Source organism: Soonwooa purpurea (genome assembly GCF_053891095.1).
In genome coordinates, this window is record NZ_JBSSMA010000001.1 from 407,598 (window position 1) to 425,953 (window position 18,356).

Below are 18,356 nucleotides of genomic sequence, written 5' to 3' on the forward strand. Positions count from 1 at the left end.
CTGTTGTGAATTGCTTTCATTTTTCAGTATCTTTGGGATACAACACAACCTCCTATTGATATGCCAAAATACATTCAGAGTTGTGAATTGCTTTCATTTTTCAGTATCTTTGGGATACAACACAACATCTTTTCGTTGTTATATTCTATTGTTACCGTTGTGAATTGCTTTCATTTTTCAGTATCTTTGGGATACAACACAACCTCCTATTGATATGCCAAAATACATTCAGAGTTGTGAATTGCTTTCATTTTTCAGTATCTTTGGGATACAACACAACATCTTTTCGTTGTTATATTCTATTGTTACCGTTGTGAATTGCTTTCATTTTTCAGTATCTTTGGGATACAACACAACAAAGATATAGAAGCGTAGTTACCGTCTTTTGTTGTGAATTGCTTTCATTTTTCAGTATCTTTGGGATACAACACAACATGAGTTGCTGAAATAATGATAGAACAGTGGTTGTGAATTGCTTTCATTTTTCAGTATCTTTGGGATACAACACAACTCCGATTCTTTATCTGTTGAATGTTTATTAGTTGTGAATTGCTTTCATTTTTCAGTATCTTTGGGATACAACACAACTCATTTGGATAATATGACGGACCTATCTGAGTTGTGAATTGCTTTCATTTTTCAGTATCTTTGGGATACAACACAACTTGGCAAAAGTTCTCCAGCGACGCGCTAGAGTTGTGAATTGCTTTCATTTTTCAGTATCTTTGGGATACAACACAACACTTAGAATGGTCGCGCCCGAAGGAATACGGTTGTGAATTGCTTTCATTTTTCAGTATCTTTGGGATACAACACAACTTGGGACGATAACGGAATATGGATAGATAAGTTGTGAATTGCTTTCATTTTTCAGTATCTTTGGGATACAACACAACAAGGCGGAAGCCGTCCAATTAGCCGCACAAGTTGTGAATTGCTTTCATTTTTCAGTATCTTTGGGATACAACACAACCTCAAAGCTTAACCTTCTGTTTTTCAGAAGGTTTATTTGTTTTATAGGATTTTAAAAATGGGATTTATTCCCTTAATCATTTACATTTTTATAGATTTTTTGAATTGCTTTAGTTCAGCCTATACTTTCGCCTTTGCATTTCACTGAATCCCGTCCGCAGCATTCCCTTCCGGGATTTCATTTTTTGAGTTGCTTTAAAATACAACACAACCTCAAAAGGTAAAAAGCACTGTTTATAGGTGGTTTTTTGGTGTTTTTAGGATTCGAAAAATTAAAATAATTCGAGTTGTTGAAAAGTGGGCGGTGGTTCTTCTTTGCTTCTGGCAAAGAAAATTTCAATGTCTCCAAATTGCTTATCGGTTATGCACATAATGGCTACTTTCCCAGCTTTGGGAAGCATGAGTTTTACTCTTTTGATATGAACTTCGGCGTTTTCTCGACTGGGACAATGACGAACATACATGGAAAACTGAAACAACGAAAATCCATCATCAATAAGACCTTTCCGAAACCGATTGGCGGCCCGCATATTGGCTTTGGTGTCGGTTGGTAAATCGTATAAAACTAAAACCCACATAATTCGATAGGCGTTAAATCGTTCGGAATTCATGGTGAAAATGGTGTTTTACACAGTCTTTCGCGTGAGGGCGAAGTGCATTGTTGGAGCTCGTGTGAGGTGAGGCGGAGGAGCGAAGCGCAGCCGACGAGCCGAACACAGCGACTGCACGTAGACCGACCCTTTGTTTTCGTGCTGGGGAAAACCTTATTGGTTTAAGCGTTGGAAAAACAAAGGGGCACGCCCAAGTAGCAAAAATAGTCATGGCAATTCTGGATAGGAAATTACTCTTTTTTCTCCCGTGTAACATTTATACAAAGAAGAAACGCTTGTTTTTAAAGCCACCATCAGCGGTCTTTTCTTGTCTTCAATTTGCACATCCATGGTTGCGATTTGAAGAAGATGGGCTTTAAATTCTTTAGTCAAATCCTCTGTTTCTGGGTTTTTATCCAACCATTGCATCACCAATAAATCGACAAAAGGGCGATACGGCTCCATCACATCATCTGCCAAACAATACGGATTGTATTTGTTTTTGTGAAAGATTCCCAAAACGGGCAGCAAACCCGTTTCTACAATAGCTCTCGCCACCATTGACCGTAGCACCGCATATCCGAAATTGAAAAACTGATTGGGAGAATCGCCAAAGCGTTGCCTTAAAAAATCGTGACTGATAAGGTATTTCCAATAATGTTGCGCCGCAATGCCTTCCATATTGGTGCTATCGCCACTTTTTACATTATTTTTGTACTCGAGCATGGGCTCGAAATAATTCCCTAATCTTTTTAGGATTTCAGTTTGGTTTTCAATTTTGCATTCTATGGTTTGTTTCCACAGTTGCTTTTTCAGCGGTTCGCTGGCTTCTAATTGATCTTTTACGCGGTCTGAATGTTCGGAATGTCCATACAAAGGCAACATAATTCCGTGTGGCAAATGATGCGCATCGCAACTAATGACCACCACATTATTGCCCATCATTTTCTGAATGAGCTGGTGCGAAACTGTAATCTGAAAATGATCCAACATCAGCAATCCCAAATCCTCCACAGGAACTTTCCCTTTTGTTTCCTTGGTTTGGGGACACAAAATATGCATCTGCTCATCTTTGAGTTTCAGATAGGCGGGATTTCCGATGTAAATGGAGCGGGTAATCATGGATTATAATTTTTCCAAGTTATTTGTCCGTCTATTGACATATTGAAATCCTCTCCTTCAAAAAGATAATTCCAATTTTCTTTTGACATTTTAAGTAAAGGTGTACTACCTTCTACCTCGATAAACGAAGACTGTTTTTTAAATTGGTCAAGTTCTTTCTTTAATTTTTTAACTCCTTCTATTCCCATAAAAGGAATTAATCGTTTTAGTCTGTTATCATTTAATCCTACAAAAGAAAATTTGTCTTTTTCAAACTTTTTCTTTCGATCTACAACATTATTTATTGATTCATCCTCAATAATATCAGGAAGGTTATATTTTTTATCATATTCAAAAACTATTTGATCTTTTTCTAATTTTACATTTTTATCAATATCACCATCCTCAGTAGCTTCCAAGTGATACTTCAAATAAATACTTCCATCAGCCAATTGTGTTATCTTATAAAGTCTATTCTTTTGAAATTCTATATTTTTTCTTTCCTCAAAATCTTCATCATTATTTAAAACAATTACTCGTTGCCCTACATTTAGTAATTGTGCCTTATCCCATTTCGAATAATTTAATTTGTTAGTAGCGTCATATCTACGAAGATAATTTTGCACATCAAACTTATGGTTTGTTTTATACTCTTTTGCGATTTCAAAAGAAGGAACTAAAATCAAGTCTTTTTCTAATTTATCTCCAACAATCTTTTGAACTAAAATTGCATAAGGAACAGAACCTGCTTCCGAATAGAACTTATTTTTATATTCATATTTGGATTGATAGTTAAGTCTTTCTTTAACTTCTCTTCCTGATTTAGTTTTGATTCTAACGTGACGTATAATATTTCCTTGATAATCCTTAATAACCTGATTATTTTTTTGAGCCCTTACAAGTTCTTTAATTACAGGATCTACAATATCTTCAATTTTAGAAAGTACATCTGCAATTGGCTTCCTAACTACAAATAAAAATTCATCTTTGCCTGTTTTATACTTCCAATCGCCATTTTCTCTTTTTGCTTTATTATTTTTATCTCTTTCTACATCTTTTATTTTTCCGATATAGGTTTGCGCAAAAAGTGAACTTCGTATTGTATCACCTTTAGCTATTTTAACGATTTTATTTCCTAATTCATCTTTAACATACTCTCCATCCCTATTTTTTACAAATTGAACTTTGCCACGATGTCGTATAACTTTACTTGTTTGTTGTAAAATTTTATCTTTGCGGTAATTAACTACTAAAGTGGTATTTTCAATTTCTTTTATTAAATCTTGCGAGTTAAAACCATAAGGAATTAACTTTCTTCTTACCTCAGCTAATTTTCTTTTATCGTTATTTTCTACTGAAGAGTAATATTCTTTCAAAATTTCTTCTCTGTAACTACTATTTGTAGGTATCATTGTAAGTACAGCGGCATCTACAATATGATGGGTATGTTTATTTCTGCTCTTAATTTCATCTTGTTCCTGAAATCCAAAAATTTTCCTGAAATCTGCTGTCACACTACCTTTTTGTACTGCAACTTTTTTGAAATATAGTTTTAGATATTCCCTTGCATATTTACTCACCATTTGGGTATCTACCAATTGTCTTCTTGCCCAACTGTCTTTTATTTCTTCTGCTTCAAAACGACTTAGTTTATCATCCCAATATTCAAAATGCATTTTATAATAATGCTTATCCTGAATTCTTTTGTTTTTAGCAGCTTCATCTTCTGGTCCTTTTGCTTTTTTTCTGCTATTATATTGAATTTCATAGTAATTTCTCAACTTTCGCCAAATTCCTAATCTTGGAGAAATACTTGTTCCATTTGGTGTATCTTTTGAATAATTTTCGCTATAATACGGAGTTCTTGCCTCTTTTATATCTCGATTGTATTTTGCAAATGCAACCGTTTGATTTGCCATTGTATTATCTGGTAGAATACTTCTTGGAATTGTATGTTCAACATCAATTTCATTGGAAAACAATTGTGCTATTGAAATCATTTTACCAGTATACATACACTGCCCTTTTTGTTCCATCCAAAGCTCATATCGTTTTACATCTTCTTTTTCTTTTAATATCCTTATTCTATTTTCGTTCTTTACGATATTTTTATTTTCATCTTCAGTTTCTTCAAAAATTTGTTCCGACCACAATTCGAAAATCGCAATATTATCTTCAACATTTAAAGATTGATTTTCCTCTGATTTGTATTGTTGCAAAAAACGTCGTATTTTCTCTCTGTTATCTGCTCTTTCCTTTTGATACTTTTCAATGGCAATTCGCTTATTATTATCATTCAACTCTCTAGCTAACTCAATCACTACTTCAGTATCTTGGTCTATATCGCCATTAATAATTAACTTATTCAAGAGTTTTCTTACAACGCTCATCGATTTGTTGAACATTGCGTTTTTAATACTATCAATAAGAGGAATTGGAAGAATTTCTATATTGGTATTTTTATCCTTAGGAAGAAACTTTTCTCCAGTTTTGAAATTGGTTACCAAATTTCTGTTGTATAAATTTTCTCTGTTGGAATGATGATACAATTCTCCATTTAGATTAATTCCTTTGTCGGAAAGAAATGTTTTGAATATTTCAGTTATTGTAGGTACTTTCCTATACGCTCGTTTTGAATCGAAAAAATATTCTTGATATTCAAGACCAACATTCCGTATCAGATTATCTTTATCATCAAATTTCTCCCAAGTTTTCTCCCCAAAATGAGCAATACAGGCTTCATTTATACTGTTAACATCATCATCTTTTAATAGATATGAAGAATCTTTATAAGCGAAGGTAGAATCTTCGTTACCATCAATCATTGCTCTAGTTTGCCCTTTATGTTTATCTACTAAATTATTGGCAATGGTTGCAATAAGTTGTTTTCTTTTGTATTCTTTATTCGTATCAGACAAGCAATCCAATATTGTATTTCGAGAAGCTTCCCAATCTGTTTTCAATAATTCAGGAATTTTCGCAAGTACAACTGCTTCATTGTAAAGAAAACCTTCTTTCAAAAACGGAATAACTTTATTAATAGCTTTTATACTCAAATCTGCATAACCTTGTAGAAATTTTCTTTTTAATTCAACTAGTGGTGAGATTTCGTAATGTTCGTCCTTTCGTTTTCTTTTAACATTTTCTAATTGTAATTTTTCAATTGCAAATGTTGCTAAGTACTGTTCATCCGAACCAAATACTATATGCCATAAATCATAGATGGAATATCCTTTAATTACTTTTGGTGCTGTAGTTATATTATATTGTTCAATTTCTCCAATGGCAGTTTTCGCAAAATCTCCAAACAAAGAAATCAAACCTTTGCAAACAGGCATTCCAGAAATAGAAGTTTCATATTTTCCATTTTCGGGATTGATGGGATAATTGTATTTATAAGGTTTTTCTGTTTTTTTATCCAATAAATCTTTAACTTCTTGAAATTTAAAATTTCCTTCAGCTTTCAAAAACAAATTATTGAATAACAAACTTTTCAACTCCTCATTAATACTTTGTTTTTCGTTATTTTCATCAAAATATTTAATGGTATTAATAAACTGCAATGCCCTAAAAATTTCAAAAGCGGGATGCGAAATAGGACAACGTAATTTTGAAGGTTCCAATGTGCATTTCCCAATACTTCCTTTTTGGCTTTTTAAAGGACGCTGCCAAATTATCGCCTTCCAAAGTTTGTTTACAAAATCATCTTTATAAACTTCTTTTTTTATCTTTTCTATAGAGTAGCCTTGTTTACTGCATATCAAATTGAACTCATTTTCATATTCCTCACGAAGAGGATACTGATTTCTTGCTCGTCTTCCTTTATATAGAAAATCATTTAGTAAAGCCTCTGCTATAGACCTGTTATTTTCCAAAGAAGCCTTAAAACCATCTTCAGTACGACGTTCTAACTGCTTTTCAGTTTCTTTGTCCGTTTCTCCAATATCTTTATAGCCTCTTCTTTGCACCAAATGATACAACACCCTACCAAATTCGTGATTTGTCAATTTTCCATCCAATGCTTTTACCCTTAATTCATATGGATTTTTATATTTTTCTCCATTTTCATAAGTGAAATCACAAGCTAACCATTGCAAAAACTTTTTACTTTCAGGAAACTTTCTTTCTTTTCCTTTTTGGTATGAACTCCAATTCAAAATTTCGTTTTTAGCAAGAGGAGCATAATTCTCAGCCAAAACTTTCAACAACTCCCATTTTCTATATTTACGAGCCTTTATCAGATTTCGTTTAGAACGATCTTTCCTTCTATCTTTTGTAGGTGATGTATAACCAGAAGTTCCTTTAGTCATTCCCGTATTAAATGTTACAACTCCTTTTTTATCTTTATCTATAAACCAGCCAGCTGACGAACTTCCAATATCTAGTCCAATTTTTGCCATAATTATTTGTTTTTAAATTTATTTTTATTATATTTGTAACTGAAAGACAATTCACAACAAGGCTATAAGCCGTAGAAAAATTATCTATTCTTAGATATCTAAGCAACTACCTCGGCAGTTGCTATTTTTTTGTTTAAATTTTTTTAAAAAATCATTTTTGAGAAATGTTAAAAATAATAATAATTTATTGAATATCATTACGGTTTTCCGTAAATATCACCTATAAAAATAAAAACATTCAAGGTGGGGCAACTCGCCTTTTTTTATGTCTAAATGTTTCGTGAATTCTTAAAACGAAATCAATTATAAAATTCGAAAGTGAAGTGAATCGTAAAAACTGTAAGAATTGAAAATATTGAAAACTGTATTTGTTAAATAAAAAATTCAGCTCTCAGGAGCTGAATTTTTGTTATTTATTAGTTTCTAAATTGTAGGTGTAAACATTGTAAGGAAGAAGTTGTTGAGCAAAATGTTTAGCAATAAAACTTCCCACCAAAATAGGAAAAAACAATGCATATCCGTTCGGAGCTAAATTACAGACTAAAAACAAAGCCGTGAAAGGCGCATAAATAGAAGCCGATAAAGTAGCTGCTGCACCTACCAACATAAAATTAAGGTAAATTAAAGACGTCCCGAAATAATGGTTGCAAAAAAATGCAAATCCAAAACCTAAAAATGCTCCCACCACAATACTAGGGGCAAAAACACCACCATCGCCTCCTGCACCAAGGGTTAAAGCCGAAGCAATAGGTTTTAAAAATATTAACAACACCAAAAATAATAAAGAAAATTCATGTGGATGTTGCAAAAGTTCATTCAGGGAATGATAGCTATCGCCATATAAAAAAGGAAACACAAAAATAAGCGAACCCACAACGAGAGCTCCTAAATTCACCCTCAAAAAGTTATTGTGAATTCCCGCAAACAAATCCTTAATCCTTGTTACTAAAAACGTGAAGTAAACCGATAAAACACCTCCCAATAAACTTAGAATAACAAAAAAAGGAAGTGCTGACCAACTCCAATCTGTGATAGATGCCGAAAATACTGTTTCACTTTTCGTGAAATACAAGAAAACCCAAGCCACAAGACTCGCCGCAAAACAACTTAAAAATAAAGTTTTGGTAAGTTTCCTAGCTATTACTTCAACAGCGAATAAAAATCCTACAATGGGACTTCCGAATAAAACAGAAACGCCCGCTGCCACGCCTGCACAAATTAATTCCAATTTATAAACATTAGCAGAAAAACGCTTTTCGTAAGCTACATTTCCCACCGTAGCACTTGCAACTACTGTAGAAACTTCAATTCCTGTGGAACCTCCAAAAATTACCGTAAGGAAACCATTTAAAAAATGGGACGGAATTTTAAAAGCGGGTAAATGATCTTTTCTTTGATCCACTGTTTTATAAATTTCCGTGATGCCTTTATTCTTGCGGTTTTTGAAAAGATATTTCCTTAAAAAATAAATGGCTGTAATCCCTATTGTTGGAAAAATAATGAACAGAAAAGATTTTTCTTTAGCAAAATCATATAAATATTCTTGAAAATAAATCGTGATATACTTTAATAACCAAGACATTGCCGAAGCCACCAACGCAACTATTATTGCAGAAACAATTAATTTAAAATAATAATGTCTTTGAATTTTGAGTCTGTCCATATCTGAAATTGCAAATTTCAACAAAGGTAACTGATGATCAATTTTCTATCAAATATTTTTTAAGATTTTATTGTTTTAGATTTCATTTAAAAGCTTGTTCTAAACCCTAATCATTTCTTTTTACAGGTTCTAAATCTTCCAACTCTTCTGCTGTAAAAAGTCGATAGTGGACTTTGAAAGTCTTTCCCAAAGGGCTCTCCAAAGAAAAACCACCAGGACCAAAACCGTCCAAAACATCCAACGTAAAATGTGAATATTTCCAATACTCGAACAAATCTCTATCCACCCAAAATTCATAATCTTTTACATGACCTATTAAAACATCATTCATTCTTGGGAAAAAACCACCTTTTTCGAAGCACTGCGGTTGGGTTCCCTCGCAACATCCTCCTGCTTGATAAAACATTAAAGGACCATGCTGTTCTTCCAATTGACGAATAACTTCTAAGGCTTTATCTGTAACATCTAATCTTGAAATCATTTTATTTTTATTTAAAGTTAATGAAAAAGACCTGACTAATTTCTAGCCAGGTCAAAACACAAATTACATAATTACATACAAATGATAAGCAACATTCTACCACTTGAACCTGGCTTAATTTTTAACAAATTTTGTACGCGTGAGGGCGAAGCGCATTGTGGGAGCTCGTGGGAGGCGAGGTTCCGGAGCGTAGCGGAGGAAACGAACCTCCCACAGCGACTGCGCGTAGACCGACACTTGGTTGCAAACTAATTATTATAACAAATCAAATCAACAATAACATATAAGTCTACATAAAGCAACCAAGTGGCACGCCCCCATTAATTATTAATTAGAAAAAGCCTAATTTATTCTTATTGTAAGAAATCAACATATTTTTGGTTTGACGATAGTGATCCAACATCATTTTATGGTTTTCTCGACCGATACCCGATTGTTTGTATCCACCAAAAGGCGCTCCTGCTGGATAAGAGTGATATTGATTTACCCAAACTCTTCCCGCCTGAATAGCTCTTGGCACGGTATATAGCTGATGGGCATCTCGCGTCCAAACTCCAGCCCCTAATCCGTAAATGGTATCATTAGCAATTTCTATTGCTTCGGCTTCATCTTTAAAGGTGGTTACCGCTAAAACAGGTCCGAAAATCTCTTCTTGGAAAATTCTCATTTTATTATGCCCTTTAAACAAGGTTGGCTTAATATAATAACCACTCTCACAACCATCTCCAAGATTATTTGCGTCTCCTCCAGTCAGCACTTCTGCTCCTTCTTCTTTGCCTAATTGGATGTAAGACATAATTTTATCTTTTTGAATTTGTGAAGCTTGTGCTCCCATCATCACCGTTGGATCCAACGGATTTCCTGTTTTAATGGCATTTACTCTTTCAACAACTCTCGCGATAAATGCTTCATAAATATCTTCTTGAATTAATAATCTTGATGGACAAGTACAAATTTCACCCTGATTTAAAGCGAACAAAACAGCTCCTTCAATGGCTTTATCTAAAAACTCATCATCATGATCCATCACAGAGCTAAAAAATACATTTGGAGATTTTCCTCCCAACTCTAAAGTTACTGGAATAATATTTTCTGTGGCATATTGCATTACTAATCTTCCCGTTGCTGTAGAACCTGTAAATGCTGCTTTTGATACTTTTGGATTAGTTACTAAAGCTCTTCCCAATTCTGCTCCAAAACCATTAACAACATTAATTACGCCGGCTGGAATTAAATCGCCTATTAATTCCATTAACACCATAATAGAAACTGGTGTACTTTCTGCAGGTTTTAAAACCACACAATTTCCAGCAGCTAAAGCTGGAGCCAATTTCCAAACCGCCATTAATATTGGAAAATTCCAAGGGATAATTTGAGCAATTACTCCTAAAGGTTCATGAACAATCAACGAAACGGTATCTTTATCCAACTCGTTATGAGAACCTTCTTCAGCACGAATAACACTCGCAAAATACCTAAAATGATCCACCGCCAAAGGTATATCCGCATTGAGCGTTTCTCGCACCGCTTTACCATTATCTATAGTTTCCACAGCTGCGATGTATTGAAGATTTTCTTCTATTCTATCTGCAATTTTGTTCAAAATAATACTGCGTTGTGTTGCAGAAGTTTTTCCCCAGGTTTCAAAAGCTTTTGCAGCAGCATCTACCGCCAAATCTAAATCTTCTTTTGCAGAATGTGCAACTTGCGTAAACACTTTTCCGTCAACTGGCGAAACGACATCAAAATACTTTCCCAAAACGGGCGCCGTAAATTTTCCACCGATATAATTGTCATATTTAGCTTTAAAATCTGGTCTTTGTATTACATTGCTTGTGCTCATAATGATTTTATTTTTGTATTGTTTGTATTAATTCTATATCTTAAATTACTTTTGGAAAAGTCATAATTTTTCGCAGAATAACTTTCAGAATACCGAAGTTAATTTTAAACTTATAAATCACATAGCACAATCCTACATATTTATAGCAAAATTCTATTTTTAATATAAAATTTAGAATTTCATTAACAAAACTTTAGAATTATTTTCAATAAATATTTTATATTTTTATCAAATAAGTTTTTAAGAAAAGACATTATGGCTCGCCAGAAATCATACATTTATCAACCAGCTTTATTAAAGGAAAAACAACTCGGCAACTTGGTTGAAAACAAAACCTCGTACACGCTAGAAAATTGTGAGTTTAGTATTTATGAAACCCACCAAAGTGCTTTTAATGTAAAATTACATTTTGAGGAACTTGCTTTTACTGCGATGCTGCGTGGAAAAAAACGATTAAAACTAGATGGCAAATCAGACTATTTTGAATATCTCCCAGGAGAAAGTGTTTTAATGTCGCCAGGCGGTACCATGATTATCGATTTTCCAGAAGCAGACCTATCGCCTTCGCAATGTATTTCTTTGAGCCTTAATGCGGAATTTATAGAAAACACGCTCCAAAACCTTAATCTGTATAATCCAAAAGTTGATGAAAGTAATTCTTGGGACCTTCAATACGACGAGTATTTTCTGTTCAACACGCCTTCTCTAGCTTCTGCAACTAATAATCTTATGCGGATTGCCATGGACGATAACACGCACAAAGATCTGATGGCAGATTTTGCTCTAAAAGAACTTCTTATCCGTCTTATGCAAACGCAAGGCAGCAAAATGCTAGAACAACATCTTAATAAAACCCAATCGCGGATGGGCTTTGTAGTCGATTATATCAGAAAAAATCTTCACCAAAAACTCAATATCGACCAAATGGCAAAAATGGCTTACGTGAGCCATTCGAATTTCTTTAAAATGTTTAAACAAGAATTTGGACTTTCTCCGAATGATTTTATTTTAAAAGAACGGATAAACAAAGCCAAAGAACTTCTAAAAAACCAATTTAGCATCAAAGAAGTAGCCTTCCAAACAGGTTTTACAGACACCAATTATTTCACAAGAGTTTTTAAGCAATTTGAAGGAATTACGCCTAAATCTTTCCAAAACAAGAGTATAATATTACAATAAAAGCCCCACAATGAGGCTTTATACTTTTATAATAAATCGGTATATTTTGTATTAAAATTTGTAATATCTCGCGCCTTTCAAAACAGGATTTTCTTGTTCAATAAAATCTAATCTGAACGCTTTTCTCTCAGGATTAATAGAAGTTTCTAATTGTTTACGGTGAAGCTTTTCGTAGGTTTCAAAATCAATACTTCGACGATTTTTTAACACCTCAAACAAATCCCAAGTCGACACCACCGATTTCCAATTCTCACCAATTTTGGCTTCAAAAACTTTGGCCTTCGACCCACTTCCATACGCGAAGAATCCTAGTTGTTGACCCGATAATTCTTCATGTTCGTTAAAAGCAGTTTGTAGCGCGGACAATAATGCCATAAAAATTGAAGCCGTGTACATATTTCCGATTTCGGAAGAAGCACGCTGAGAATATTCTATTTTTTGTTGGACAAGATCTTTATAAACGTCACTATTGGAAACCGCTTTCAGCGCTTCATTCGACTCGTATTCTAAGTTGTTTTCTATGGCAAACAACTCTGGAAACACACGTTTTCCATGAAAGGCATAAGGCAAATGGAAAATCAAAAAACGCCAATCTTCAAAAGCCTTTGTTGCTATGTTTTTTTCTTGTTTAAAATGATTGTAAGCCTCTTTAATTCGGTTTTTAAAACACGCGTTAGAATAATGTCCATCGAAAACAGGTTCGTCAGAAAAAACTTCTATTTTGTCAGGAAAAGTTTCTGGGGCATTTTGGAGGTCTTCTTTTTTGAAAGCACGACGGGGCTTGAAGAAGTCGTAAACACTTTCTGTCCCGACGCCCCAAAAATTATCAATCTGCAAAAGATCTGGTTTAGCAGAAATTAACAACGCCACAGCGCCAGCGCCTTGGGTATATTCGCCTCCCGAAGCCAACTCGTATTTAGCATAATCGGAAGCCACAACAATCGCCTTTTTAGTAGGATTAACGCGCACAAAATCGAGGGCATTTTGCAACGCATCCACACCGCCAATGCATGCAAAAGTCATGTCCACCACATCGCAATTTTTGAAACATCTTTCTCCAAAGCTTTCTGACAAAGCCTTTTCTAACATACTAACAGCAATCGTCGCCGTAGGTTTTGCAGCATCTAGCGCACTTTCTGTACCTAGATAAAGCCGTGCAATGTCTTTGGGATTAATTTTAAAATCTTGAATAAGTTTCAGAAGCGCTTCTGCCGCCATTGTCGCGGTATCCTCGTGGACATCGGGCATGGCCATCTTGTGTAGGCCTAGGCCTTTTTCAAGTTTTAAAGGGTCAATATTTCTTTGATTTGCAAGTTCTTTTATTTCTAAATATAAATGTGGGATGTAATAACTCGCTGCTTCAACACCAATGTTCATCTTCTTAAAATTTGCACGAAGTTATAAAATACCGCAATTTTAAACTTAAAAATAAGTGAGAAAAATATAGAAATTCCATATTTTAGGATCGCAATGGACTAATTTGTTTCCAAAACCTGACGCTCTCTTTCCTTGTTTTGGAAGCGAATTTTATTCTCTGCGCACAGAAGGCTTAACGGATGCGCATCGGTGACTTGACGCGTGCGCACAGACGAGACAACGCGTGCGCACCAACTGACGGCTTTGCTTTTTAGCTGTATTTATCGGGCTTTATAGCGTTTATACAACTACAAAACAGATCGCACAACAATTAGGAATAATCAAAAACCACATTATAAAAACTTGACAAACTTATACTTTTTCAGATTGTTGACACAAATGTTGACACACTTTAAAAACAAAAAACCCTAAACTATTTGTTATCAATAGATTAGGGTTTTTAATTGAGGTGCCTAGCGGATTCGAACCGCTGTAGATGGTGTTGCAGACCACTGCCTAGCCACTCGGCCAAAGCACCCTTTATTTGGTTTGCAAATCTAATGAATATTTCTTGATTTCAAAAGGCTTTTGGATATTTTTTACTTCAAGCCCTGATTTTCAATGATAAAAAATCATTAGATGTGTTTTAACACCTACTATTAAAACTAATAGAGCGATTATATTAATAAAAATTATTACAATATCCTTATCTTTGTATAATCAAAAATCTAAAATAAAAATGGAAAAATTCCAACTCAATAACATCCCAGAAGCTCTCGAAGATTTGCGCCAAGGTAAAATGATTATCGTTGTAGATGACGAAAATCGTGAAAACGAAGGCGATCTAGTAGCTGCAGCGGAATTGATTACTACGGAAACTATTAATTTCATGACCATCCATGCAAGAGGTCTTATCTGTATGCCTCTTACAGAAAAACGTTGTGATGAGCTAGAGCTACATTCTATGGTGAGCAACTCTACAGATCCTAAAGAAACAGCCTTTACCGTTTCTGTTGACCTTCTAGGAAAAGGTACAACTACGGGGATATCTGCAAGTGATAGAGCCAAAACCATAAAAGCAATAATGGATCCTTCGACAAAACCTACAGATCTTATGCGTCCCGGCCACATTTTCCCATTACGCTCGAAAGAAGGTGGTGTTTTGAAAAGAGCTGGTCACACCGAAGCAGCAATTGATTTAACAAAATTGGCCGGCCTAAAAGAAGGTGGTGTGATTTGTGAAATCATGAACGAAGATGGCAGCATGTCGCGCGTTCCAGATTTAATAGAATTCGGGAAAAAACATGATTTAAAAATCGTTTCTATCGAAGACCTTATCCATTACAGACTAAGAAAAGGGACTATTGTAGAACGTATTGAAGAGCGCGATGTGAAAACACATTATGGCGAATTCAAATTTTACGCCTTTGAAGAAAAACCAACAGAGCAAATCCATTTTGCATTAACAAAAGGCTCTTGGACAGAGGATGAACCCGTTATGATCCGCGTACAATCATCAAGCTCTTATTTTGACGTATTAAGCCGTCTTAACAATGGTGAGCAACTGCTTTTAGAAAAAGTGACGGACCTTATCAACAAAGAAGGCAAAGGCGCAATTGTATTTATTAACAACGTATCAAATACAGAAACGACTTTAAGAAAGTTGCAACAATTTTTAAACTTCCAAAACGGGCACGAACAATATCCGACAATTCCTGCTAACTTTAGAGATTATGGTATCGGAACGCAGATTTTGAAAGATCTAGGCATTAACAAATTTAAAGTCATTTCTCAAAACCCAAATCTAAAACCAATGATTGGAGGCTACGATGTCGAAGTCACCGAGATGATTCCTTTATAAAAAACCAAAATGGCTTAGTAAACTAAGCCATTTTTATTTGATCAAAATTTCTAAAACCATTTAAGAAATCCTTAAGAAGCATTTTCTTTTTCCCTTGCAATTGCAATTCTTCAGGAAAATAATAACCATCTGGTGTTGCTATTTTAAATTCATTTTTCGAAATATGAATTGTTCCCGAAGTATCAGAATGCGATAGTTCTTCAAAATGGCCTTTAAAAATCTTCAATGACTTTTCTTCATTATCAATATTCAAAATCGTAAAAGCCGTCGGATAAGGCGACATTCCTCGCACGAAATTGTGAATAACTTCTCCTTTTTGATTCCAATTAATTTTTAAATCATCTTTAAAAATCTTGTAAGCCGTTTTGGGATGTTCTTTTTCTGGCTGCGGATGCTCTTTAAGATTGCCTTCTGCAAGACCATTCAAAGTTTTCACGACCAATTCTGCGCCCATTACCATCAGTTTATCATGAAGCGATCCAGCATTATCCTCGGGCAAAACATCAATATCTTGTTGAAGAAGAATATTGCCTTCATCAATTTTTTCATTAATAAAAAAGGTGGTTGCTCCAGTTTTGGCTTCGCCATTGATGACTGCAAAATTAATAGGTGCCGCACCGCGATAATCTGGCAACAAAGACGCATGCAAATTGAAAGTTCCCATCGTAGGAATCGAAAACAACATCTGCGGCATCATTCTAAATGCGACAACGACAAAAACATCGGCATTCAGAGATTTTATTTCTTCCAAAAATTCTGGGTTTCTCAATTTTTCTGGCTGAAATAATTTAAGATTTTGCTCTTCAGCATACATTTTGACAGGCGAAGCATTTACTTTTTGTCCTCTTCCACTGGCTTTATCCGTCGCTGTTATCACGCCAACCACGTCGTGATGCGACTCATGGATGGCCTCTAGACTTGTTCTCGCAAATTCTGGTGTTCCTAAAAAAACAACTTTTAAACTTTTCATTTATGAATTTATAGTATAGGTTTTGTAATTCAACATTCTGATTTTTCCTAAATCTAAAAGGAAAATTAAATTTTCTAATATTTTTTCTCTCGAGTGAATTTTGAAAATAGCAACCAACTCTACCAAAGTTCTTGGTTGGTGTGTTAACTGTAATAAAATATCGTTGAGAAGCGTGTTAGATGCTATTGGCAATTTCTTTTGGCAAAAATCACATTTGCCACAATCTTTCGCATTTTTCTCATCAAAATAACGAAGAATAAGCCTCATACGGCAATAATCCTGGCTCGTTACATAAAACTTCATTTGTTTCCATTTTTTTAGTTTGTTCTCCTGAATTTCTGAAAACAATTTCCAATAGAAACCGAACAAACGATTTTCATCTCTTGGTTTTAAAAACCGAACCGCATGATTGGCTCCGTCAAAATATTCTAAATGTCCAGCTTTCTGCATATCTTCTAACCTTTCTTTAAAAAGCACAGAATCAAAATGATGCTTCTCACAGAAACTTTTTTCACTGAAATGTACTTTTCCCGATCCCAAACCAGAAACTGTACGATACAAAAGTTCTAAAAAATGAGCGTCTTTTGCAGGTAACAAATCGATATTGTCTGCTTGTACCAAAGACTCAATCGTCGAAGGACTCCAGGTATTTTTGTAATAAATAAGCTCTTGATTGTGCAAGAAATTAAGAACATTCAGGATTTTTGCTCTTGAGGTTTTGCTTAGATTTTTGACACGGTCAATTTTCAAAGTGAACATTTTTTCTGGCAAATCATGTTCTGCAATTTGGTAGATGGAATACAAATAACGAAGAATTGATTGATACTCAACTTTAGTCGGGATTTGATTTTTTAAAATAGCATCAAACTCCTGAAGTTCTTGATCATTCCAAAAAAGATAAGCAATCGACTCTTCTCCATCTCGACCAGCACGCCCAATTTCTTGATAATAATTTTCGATGGAAGCCGATGGTGAAAAATGAATAACAAATCGAACATTGTCTTTATCAATCCCCATTCCAAAAGCATTTGTAGATACCAAAACTCTAGAATGACTAGCTTGCCATTGTTTCTGCAATCGTTCTTTATCTTTTCTTGGAAGTCCAGCATGATAAAAATTAACCTGCTCCAAGCCAGAATTTTGGAGAAAACGGGAAAGTTCTTCAGCTTCTTTTCGGGTTCTTGTATAGATAATCCCCGCTGTTCTATTTTGAAGGAGAAAATCTTTTATTTTTTGATATTTGTCGGTGATGTTTACCGAAATAATATTGAGATTGTTGCGTTCAAAACTTTTTTTAAAAATTTGAACTTTTTTAAGCGAAAGCTTGGCGACAATTTCTTCCACAACCTCTGACGTTGCTGTAGCGGTTAAAGCCAGCAAAGGTACATTTTTAAATTCTTCTCGAAAGAATTTGATATTCTGATAACTTGGTCGAAAATCTTGTCCCCATTCTGAAATACAATGCGCTTCATCAACGGCAATAAACGAAATATTAATCTCTGGAATTCGTCGTAAAAACTCCTGATTTTTGAGACGTTCTGGTGACACGTACAAGACTTTAGTAAAACCTTCGATACATCTGGTGAAGACATCTTCAACTTCGGCATCATCAAGCTCTGAACTAAGAAATTCTGCTTCTATCCCGAGTTCTTCTAAAGATGAAACTTGATCTTTTATCAAAGCTAAAAGTGGCGAAATAACCAAACAAGTCCCTTCTAAAATAATAGCGGGCAGCTGATAGCAAAGCGATTTTCCACCGCCTGTTGGCAACAATGCCAAAACATCATGCCCTTGTACAACAGAAGAAATAATAGCTTCCTGATCTTCACGAAACTGCGAATAGCCCCAATATTTTTGGAGATTTTCGTGTAATATATTTGTTAAGTGACTATCGACATTCATGCTATAAAATTACATAAAAGCTAAGTTTGAAAAAAATA

Annotated in this window: 11 protein-coding genes, 1 tRNA gene and 1 CRISPR repeat array; of the genes, 2 read left to right on the forward strand and 10 right to left on the reverse strand. The window is 34.6% G+C overall.

What is annotated here, in order from left to right:
* Positions 1-2 precede the first annotated feature (2 nt).
* Positions 3-973: a CRISPR direct-repeat array (repeat unit 47 nt; unit sequence GTTGTGAATTGCTTTCATTTTTCAGTATCTTTGGGATACAACACAAC).
* Between the two features lie 271 nt (positions 974-1,244).
* The 6 genes from cas2 to ACVFVN_RS01775 all read right to left on the reverse strand — a co-directional run bounded on the left by cas2 (position 1,245) and on the right by ACVFVN_RS01775 (position 11,050).
* The gene (cas2, locus tag ACVFVN_RS01750) at positions 1,245-1,583 is read right to left on the reverse strand and encodes a CRISPR-associated endonuclease Cas2 (protein ID WP_165133282.1); all 339 of its coding nucleotides are present in this window, start codon (positions 1,581-1,583) and stop codon (positions 1,245-1,247) included.
* Between the two features lie 207 nt (positions 1,584-1,790).
* Complete coding sequence (gene cas1 / locus ACVFVN_RS01755; RefSeq protein ID WP_165133285.1) at positions 1,791-2,684, reverse strand: type II CRISPR-associated endonuclease Cas1; 894 nt, start codon at positions 2,682-2,684, stop codon at positions 1,791-1,793.
* Positions 2,681-7,063 carry a type II CRISPR RNA-guided endonuclease Cas9 gene (gene cas9, locus ACVFVN_RS01760; RefSeq protein WP_456233915.1) on the reverse strand — a complete coding sequence of 1,461 codons (4,383 nt, stop codon included), beginning with the start codon at positions 7,061-7,063 and terminating at the stop codon, positions 2,681-2,683. Before cas9 ends, cas1 begins: the two co-directional genes overlap by 4 nt.
* A 409-nt stretch (positions 7,064-7,472) precedes the next feature.
* On the reverse strand, positions 7,473-8,726 hold the full coding sequence (locus ACVFVN_RS01765) for a chloride channel protein (protein WP_456233916.1): 1,254 nt from the start codon (positions 8,724-8,726) through the stop codon (positions 7,473-7,475).
* A 106-nt stretch (positions 8,727-8,832) separates the two neighbouring features.
* Complete coding sequence (locus ACVFVN_RS01770) at positions 8,833-9,207, reverse strand: DUF779 domain-containing protein (RefSeq protein WP_456233917.1); 375 nt, start codon at positions 9,205-9,207, stop codon at positions 8,833-8,835.
* Positions 9,208-9,538: 331 nt separating this feature from the next.
* Positions 9,539-11,050 carry an aldehyde dehydrogenase family protein gene (locus ACVFVN_RS01775; protein ID WP_165133342.1) on the reverse strand — a complete coding sequence of 504 codons (1,512 nt, stop codon included), beginning with the start codon at positions 11,048-11,050 and terminating at the stop codon, positions 9,539-9,541.
* Between the two features lie 255 nt (positions 11,051-11,305).
* Here ACVFVN_RS01775 and ACVFVN_RS01780 point away from each other — a divergent pair, with 255 nt between their 5' ends.
* On the forward strand, positions 11,306-12,229 hold the full coding sequence (locus ACVFVN_RS01780; RefSeq protein WP_456233918.1) for an AraC family transcriptional regulator: 924 nt from the start codon (positions 11,306-11,308) through the stop codon (positions 12,227-12,229).
* A gap of 51 nt (positions 12,230-12,280) precedes the next feature.
* Here the strand turns inward: ACVFVN_RS01780 and ACVFVN_RS01785 are convergent, their stop codons facing one another.
* Both ACVFVN_RS01785 and ACVFVN_RS01790 read right to left on the reverse strand, forming a co-directional pair.
* Entirely contained in the window at positions 12,281-13,606 is a 1,326-nt protein-coding gene (locus ACVFVN_RS01785) for a hydroxymethylglutaryl-CoA synthase family protein (protein ID WP_456233919.1), read from the reverse strand.
* A 446-nt stretch (positions 13,607-14,052) separates the two neighbouring features.
* Positions 14,053-14,123: transfer RNA gene (locus ACVFVN_RS01790), tRNA-Cys, on the reverse strand.
* A 201-nt stretch (positions 14,124-14,324) separates the two neighbouring features.
* Here ACVFVN_RS01790 and ribB point away from each other — a divergent pair.
* Entirely contained in the window at positions 14,325-15,446 is a 1,122-nt protein-coding gene (gene ribB, locus ACVFVN_RS01795; RefSeq protein ID WP_165133364.1) for a 3,4-dihydroxy-2-butanone-4-phosphate synthase, read from the forward strand.
* Between the two features lie 22 nt (positions 15,447-15,468).
* Here the strand turns inward: ribB and fmt are convergent, their stop codons facing one another.
* Positions 15,469-16,416, reverse strand: a complete 948-nt coding sequence (gene fmt, locus ACVFVN_RS01800) for a methionyl-tRNA formyltransferase (RefSeq protein ID WP_456233920.1) — start codon at positions 16,414-16,416, stop codon at positions 15,469-15,471.
* On the reverse strand, positions 16,417-18,318 hold the full coding sequence (locus tag ACVFVN_RS01805; RefSeq protein WP_456233921.1) for a RecQ family ATP-dependent DNA helicase: 1,902 nt from the start codon (positions 18,316-18,318) through the stop codon (positions 16,417-16,419).
* Positions 18,319-18,356 lie beyond the last annotated feature (38 nt).